At 72.6% G+C, this 5,856-nt stretch carries 3 protein-coding genes and 1 pseudogene; 1 reads left to right on the top strand and 3 read right to left on the bottom strand.

Annotated features, from left to right (window positions below):
- The 3 genes from nrfD to fdh form a co-directional block, all read right to left on the bottom strand.
- Nucleotides 1-961, bottom strand: a 961-nt coding sequence (gene nrfD / locus HMPREF3099_RS01835) for an NrfD/PsrC family molybdoenzyme membrane anchor subunit (protein WP_070703494.1), incomplete at its 3' end; no start/stop codon positions are given.
- Nucleotides 958-1,986 (bottom strand): 4Fe-4S dicluster domain-containing protein, encoded by a 1,029-nt coding sequence (locus tag HMPREF3099_RS01830; RefSeq protein WP_070703493.1) that lies wholly within the window; start codon nt 1,984-1,986, stop codon nt 958-960. The genes HMPREF3099_RS01830 and nrfD, both read right to left, overlap by 4 nt.
- Nucleotides 1,983-5,300 (bottom strand): formate dehydrogenase, encoded by a 3,318-nt coding sequence (gene fdh / locus HMPREF3099_RS01825; RefSeq protein ID WP_181443182.1) that lies wholly within the window; start codon nt 5,298-5,300, stop codon nt 1,983-1,985. The genes HMPREF3099_RS01830 and fdh overlap by 4 nt, the downstream gene beginning before the upstream one ends.
- A 202-nt stretch (nt 5,301-5,502) precedes the next feature.
- Here fdh and HMPREF3099_RS13340 point away from each other — a divergent pair.
- Nucleotides 5,503-5,856 (top strand): annotated as a pseudogene (locus HMPREF3099_RS13340) (hypothetical protein); the annotation flags it as partial.

The following is a 5,856-nucleotide window of genomic DNA, read 5'->3' as shown; positions in this document are numbered from 1 at the left end:
GTCCCGCCGGCGTGCCACGCAGGGCGCCGGCCGCGAGAGCTCCCAGGCCGCCACCGAGGACGCAGGCCTTGGCGGTGCGCATCATCGTGCCGGGGTGGCCGGTGTGCAGGGGCTCCAGCACACCCTCGTGCTCCAGGTGCTGCTCGAGGCGGTGCACGGCCACGAGGTCGCCGAGCGCCCCCAGCGCCGCCAGCCGGCGGGCCGGGCCAGCGGCCCCGGTGGGCAGCAGCACCATCTGCACGCCACCGGAGGCCAGCGCCGCGGAGGAGACGAACACCTGCGGCAGGTGGCGGCGGCTCTCGAACCACACCGGGGTGGCCGTGTCACTCAGCAGCACCGCGGTGTAGGCGGCCAGCGGCGCGGAGAACAGCGCCAACCCGGCCGTGCCCACGGCATCGAACGGGCGGAGCAGCGCCCCCAGCACCGGCAGGCCCGGCCCACCGCGGCGGCCGCCGAGCAGGCGGTCGACCTCGCAGGCCGCGGCCAGCCCCGCGCTGGTGCTGTACCCGCTGAAGATCCACGTGCCCACGGACATGGGCGAGGTGAGCTTGAGCGTCCGCAGCATGTTGAGGAAGCGCTCGGGACGGCCCAGGTCGGCGATGAGGGCGACACCGCTCGCGCCCGCGGCCGCAAGGGCCGTGAGACGGGCACTGGTGCGCAGCGCGTCGCGCCCAGCGAGGTGCGCGCCCACCGCCAGCAGTCCCGACCCGCCGGCCACGCCGCCGGTGAAGAGGTAGACGCTGATCTCGTGCTTCCACGGCACGGCCTTGACCACGCCCTGCCCGTAGTAGCTGGAGAACTCTGGCACCGGGACCACCGGCTGCTCGCCGCGGCCCCGCGCCCGGCCGGTGAGCCAGTCGGAGCCGCGGGCGGCCAGATCGCGCGCGGCGCCCCGACGGCGGCGTCGCCGGGGGCCGGCGTACTCGGCCGGGAAGTAGGAGTCGAACTCGCTCGTGGTCACCGGCGGCCTCCCAGGAAGGACAGGGCCACGGCGCCCAGCAGCCCGGCGGCGGCCCCGATGGCCGTGCGGTACATCTGCGGCAGGTGGGCGGTGGGCACCACGGGGTCCGGTGGCAGGCCGTACACCTCGGGCTCGTCGAGCAGCAGGAACACCGACCCGGTGCCGCCCACGCCGTCGTGCTCATTGGCGCCGTACAGCCGCGCCTCGGGGAAACCGTTGCTCCGCAGGAGGTCCACCCGCTCGTGGGCGCGGCGCACCATCTCGTCGTGGTCGCCGAACTGGATGGACGTGGTGGGGCAGGTCTGCGCGCAGGCGGGCGTCTGGTCGTGGCCGATCCGGTCGTAGCAGAGCGTGCACTTCTGGGCGATGCCGATGCGGGGCACCTCACCGCCGTCCACGTGGCCGCGGCCGCCGGTCTCGTCCTCGCGCCGCTCGATGACACCGAACGGGCAGGCCCCCACGCAGTAGCCGCAGCCGTTGCACACGTCGGCCTGCACCACGACGGTGCCGAACTCGCTGCGGAAGAGCGCGCCGGTGGGGCACACGTCGAGGCAGCCGGCGTGGGTGCAGTGCTTGCACACGTCCGAGGACATGAGCCACCGGAAGTCCGGCACCGTGCCCTCGGCCCGGGCCTGCTGGGCAGCGAGCAGGTCGGTCACCGGCCCGCCGGACGGGGCGGGCGCTCCCCCATCGGTCACGGCGGGGGCACCCACCGACGGCATGCCGAGGTCCACCAGCCGGCGCCCGGACTCCCGCGCGGTCTCGATGCGCTCGGCGGACTGCTCCACGAACGCCACGTGCCGCCAGGTGCTCGCGCCCAGGTCGCCGGTGTTGTCGTAGGAGTTGCCGGTGGCGCCCAGGTCGTCCATGGGCAGGGCGTTCCACTCCTTGCACGCCACCTCGCAGGCCTTGCAGCCGATGCAGATGGACGTGTCGGTGAAGAAGCCCTTGCGCGGGGTCGGCTCCCAGCCCGCATCTGCCGCGGGGTCGGTGGGTCCGGCCAGCTGGTTGCCCAGACGGCTCATCGGGGGTCTCCCTCCATCTCCTCGGCCAGCTCCGCGCGCGTGGTCACCGCGGCGTTGTCGGTGCCCACCTCCGGCGTGGCCCCGGCGCGGCGGCGGTGCTCCTCCACCAGCTCGGCGAGCGCGGCACCCCGCGGGCGGCGGCCCGGCAGCACCTCGCACGAGCCCACCTTGCTCTCCTGGATATGCACGTTGGGGTCCAGCGCCACGCCCAGCAGGTCGTTGGCGGCGTCACCGGACACCACGGCCTCACCACCGACGCCCCAGTGGTACGGCAGGCCCACGGTGTGCACCACCTGGTCGCCGGCCCGCATCGGGCGCATGCGCTCGGTGACCAGCACCCGGGCCTCGATGGCGGCACGCGGGCTCACGATGGTGGCCCACCCGCCGTTCTCCAGCCCGCGCAGCTCGGCGAGCTCCGGGGAGACCTCGCAGAACATCTCGGGCTGCAGCTCGGCCAGGTAGGGCAGCCAGCGGCTCATGCCACCAGCCGTGTGCTGCTCGGTGAGGCGGTAGGTGGTGAACACGAAGGGGTAGACCTCCGAGCCCGCCGCCCCCGCGCTCGGCGCGAAGACGTTGTCCTGCCGCGGGAAGAGCACCCGGGTGGGGCTGGCCTGCTGCCCGTAGACCACGTTGGCCACGGGCGACTCCTGCGCCTCGTAGTGCGCCGGCATCGGGCCGTCGACCATGCCCTTGGGTGCGTACAGCCAGCCCTTGCCGTCGGCCTGCATGATGAACGGGTCGTCGCCGGCCAGCGCCTCCGCGCCCCCCGTGTCGGGGTCCGGGCGGTAGGCGGGGTCCTTGTCGGCCGGGAAGTCCGGCACGTCGTCACCCGTCCAGCGGCCCGCCTCGGCGTCCCACCAGACGAGCTTCTTGCGCTCGCTCCACGGCCTGCCCTCGGGGTCGGCCGAGGCACGGTTGTACAGGATGCGGCGGTTGGCCGGCCACGCCCAGCCCCACTGCGCGGCCGTCTCGTCCTGCTCCCGGCCGGGCACCCGGTTCTTGGAGTGGTTCACCCCACCGGCGAAGACACCGGTGTAGATCCAGCAGCCGCCGTCGGTGGAGCCGTCGGCCCGCATCTCGGTGTAGGAGTCCAGCATCTGCCCGGCCTTCTCGCCGGTCAGGTGGCGGCCGTTCACCTCACGCAGCACGGCCTCGCCGTCCACCTCGCCGTGCTCGTCGCGCGGGTAGTCCCACGTGAGGTCCAGCAGCGGCCGGTCGCGCGGGTCGGTGGAGTCGGCCAGGCGCTCGCGGATGCGCACGCCCAGCTCGTGGAAGAACTCCAGCTCGCTCTGCGCGTCGCCCGGCGGCTGCACGGCCTGGTGGCGCCACTGCAGCAGGCGCTGGGTCTGCGTGAAGGTGCCGGCCTTCTCCACGTGGTTGGCCGCCGGCATGAAGAACACCTCGGTGTCGATGTCCTCCGGACGCCACTCCCCGGACTCGACCTCCGGGCCGTCCTTCCAGAAGGTGGCCGACTCGATGAGCTGGAAGTCGCGCACCACCAGCCACTTGAGGTTCGCCAGGCCCTCGCGCTGCATGCGTCCGTTGGCCGAGCCGACCGCCGGGTTCTGCCCCAGCACGAAGTAGCCCTCCACGTCGCCGGCGATCTGGCCCATGACCGTCTGGTAGGTGCCGTGCGTGCCGTTGATGCGGGGCAGGTAGTCGAACGCGAAGTCGTTCTCCGGCGTCGCGGCATCGCCCCACCAGGCCTTGAGCAGGCTGACGGTGTAGGCGTCGGCGCTGGTCCAGTAGCCCTTCTGCCGCGGCGAGGAGATGGAGGAGACGTAGTCCTCCAGGGTGTCGTGCTTGCCGGCCGTGGGCATGGGCAGGTAGCCCGGCAGCAGGTTGAACAGCGTGGGGATGTCCGTGGAGCCCTGGATGCTGGCGTGCCCACGCAGCGCCATGATGCCGCCGCCGGGGCGGCCCATGTTGCCCAGCAGCAGCTGCAGCACCGCCGCCGCACGGATGAACTGGGCGCCCAGGCTGTGCTGGGTCCAGCCCACCGCGTAGGCGAAGCAGGTGGTGCGCTCACGGCCGGAGTTGGACGTCACGGCATCGGCCAGGTCGGCGAACTGCTCCGGGGGGATGCCGCAGACCTCCTGCACCATCTCGGGCGTGTAGCGCGCGTAGTGGCGGCGCAGCACCTGCAGCACGCAGTGCGGGTCCTGCATCGTCTCGTCGCGGATCACCTTGGCGTGCTCCAGCGCGGGACCACCCGAGCCGTGGGACTCGCCCTCGGCGCGCTGGCTCTTGGACCCGCCGTGCTCGTGGCCGCCCTCGGACTCCTCCACGCCGCCGTCGTCGGGCGAGGCGTAGGCCCAGGTGGCGGTGTCGTAGGAGCCCTTCTCCGGGTCGTAGCCGGAGAACAGGCCGTCGAGGTCCTCGGTGTCGCGGAAGTCCTCACGCACCAGCGTGGCGGCGTTGGTGTACGCCCGGACGTACTCCTCGAAGTACAGCCCGTTGCTCAGCACGTGGTTGATGAGGGCACCCAGCAGCACCACGTCGGTGCCCACGCGGATGGGCACGTGGGTGTCGGCCACGGCCGAGGTGCGCGTGAACCGCGGGTCGACGTGGATGATCCGCGCACCGCGCTTCTTGGCCTCACTGACCCACTGGAAACCCACCGGGTGGCACTCGGCCATGTTCGAGCCCTGGATGACGATGCAGTCGGCGTTGGCCATGTCCTGCAACGACTGCGTGGCGCCGCCGCGTCCGAACGAGGACCCCAGACTGGGGACCGTGGCGGAGTGTCAAATACGCGCCTGGTTCTCGATCTGCACCGCGCCCGCCGCGGTGAACAGCTTCTTGATGAGGTAGTTCTCCTCGTTGTCGAGGGTGGCGCCGCCGAGGGCCGCGACCCCCATCGTGCGGCGCAGCGGGCGGCCGTGCTCGTCATGGTCCTGCCAGCCGTTGCGGCGGGACTCCAGGAAGCGGTCGGCCACCATGTCGATGGCGGTGTCGCGGTCCAGCACCTCCCACTCGGTGCCGCCGGGGCGCCGGTAGAGCACCTGCGTGACACGGGTGGGGCTGTTGACCAGCTGCTCGCTGGCCGAGCCCTTGGGGCACAGACGGCCGCGGCTGATGGGGCTGTCCGGGTCGCCCTCGATCTGGACGACCTTCTCGTCCTTGACGAAGACACGCTGGCCGCAACCCACCGCGCAGTACGGGCAGACGCTCTGGGCCACGCGGTCGGCGGTGACGGTGCGGTTGCTGGTCTCGCGCGTGGCACGGCTGGTCACCGCGCGTCCGCGACCCAGCGGGTCGCCCTCGCGGAACTGGCGCAGCACCGGCCAGTTCAGGGGGGTGGGGATGCCCATCACCGTCACCTCGTTCCGTCGTCGCGGGCCATCCTGCCACCCGGGACCGACAACTGCGAGGGGTGGATCCTCCGTAGGGGCAGTGGGCCGTCGACGTGTCTTGGGGGAATCGTTATCGGGATCCTGTGGAAAACCCTGCCGGCGGGGTGGCGCGCTGTGCCAAGGTGCCGGTGTTGCCCTTCGTCGCACCGGGAGACCCCTCATGCCCGCTCGCTCGCTGCCCGTGAAGACCGCCGTGCTCGCCGTGTGCGGGGCCCTGTTGGTGGGGGCGTGCTCCTCCGATGCGGAGGGGGGTGGCTCGTCGTCGACCACGCCTGATGCGGTGGAGCCCTCCGCGCCCGTGACCTCGCCGAGTGCCTCGGGTTCCTCGGGGTCGCCGGACGCGCAGGAGTCCTCTGGGTCTCCCACACCGAGCGAGTCCGACTCGGCTGATGCCTCACCCTCGAACGAGTCCAGCCCCCCGCACTCGCCCCGGCCGAGCAAGAGCTCCAGCGAGGTTCCGGCCCCGCCGCCGATGCCGGCCGCCGCGAAGGAGAACACCGCCGAGGGTGCCGAG

This window comes from Kytococcus sp. HMSC28H12, assembly GCF_001816045.1.
Lineage (GTDB): Bacteria > Actinomycetota > Actinomycetes > Actinomycetales > Dermatophilaceae > Kytococcus > Kytococcus schroeteri.
Note: the sequence above shows the minus strand (reverse complement) of the source record. Positions and strands in the feature narration are given on the sequence as shown.

Excerpts from the sequence above, each read along its gene's own strand:
- HMPREF3099_RS01830 (WP_070703493.1), bottom strand. The coding sequence starts at position 1,986 with ATGAGCCGTCTGGGCAACCAGCTGGCCGGACCCACCGACCCCGCGGCA.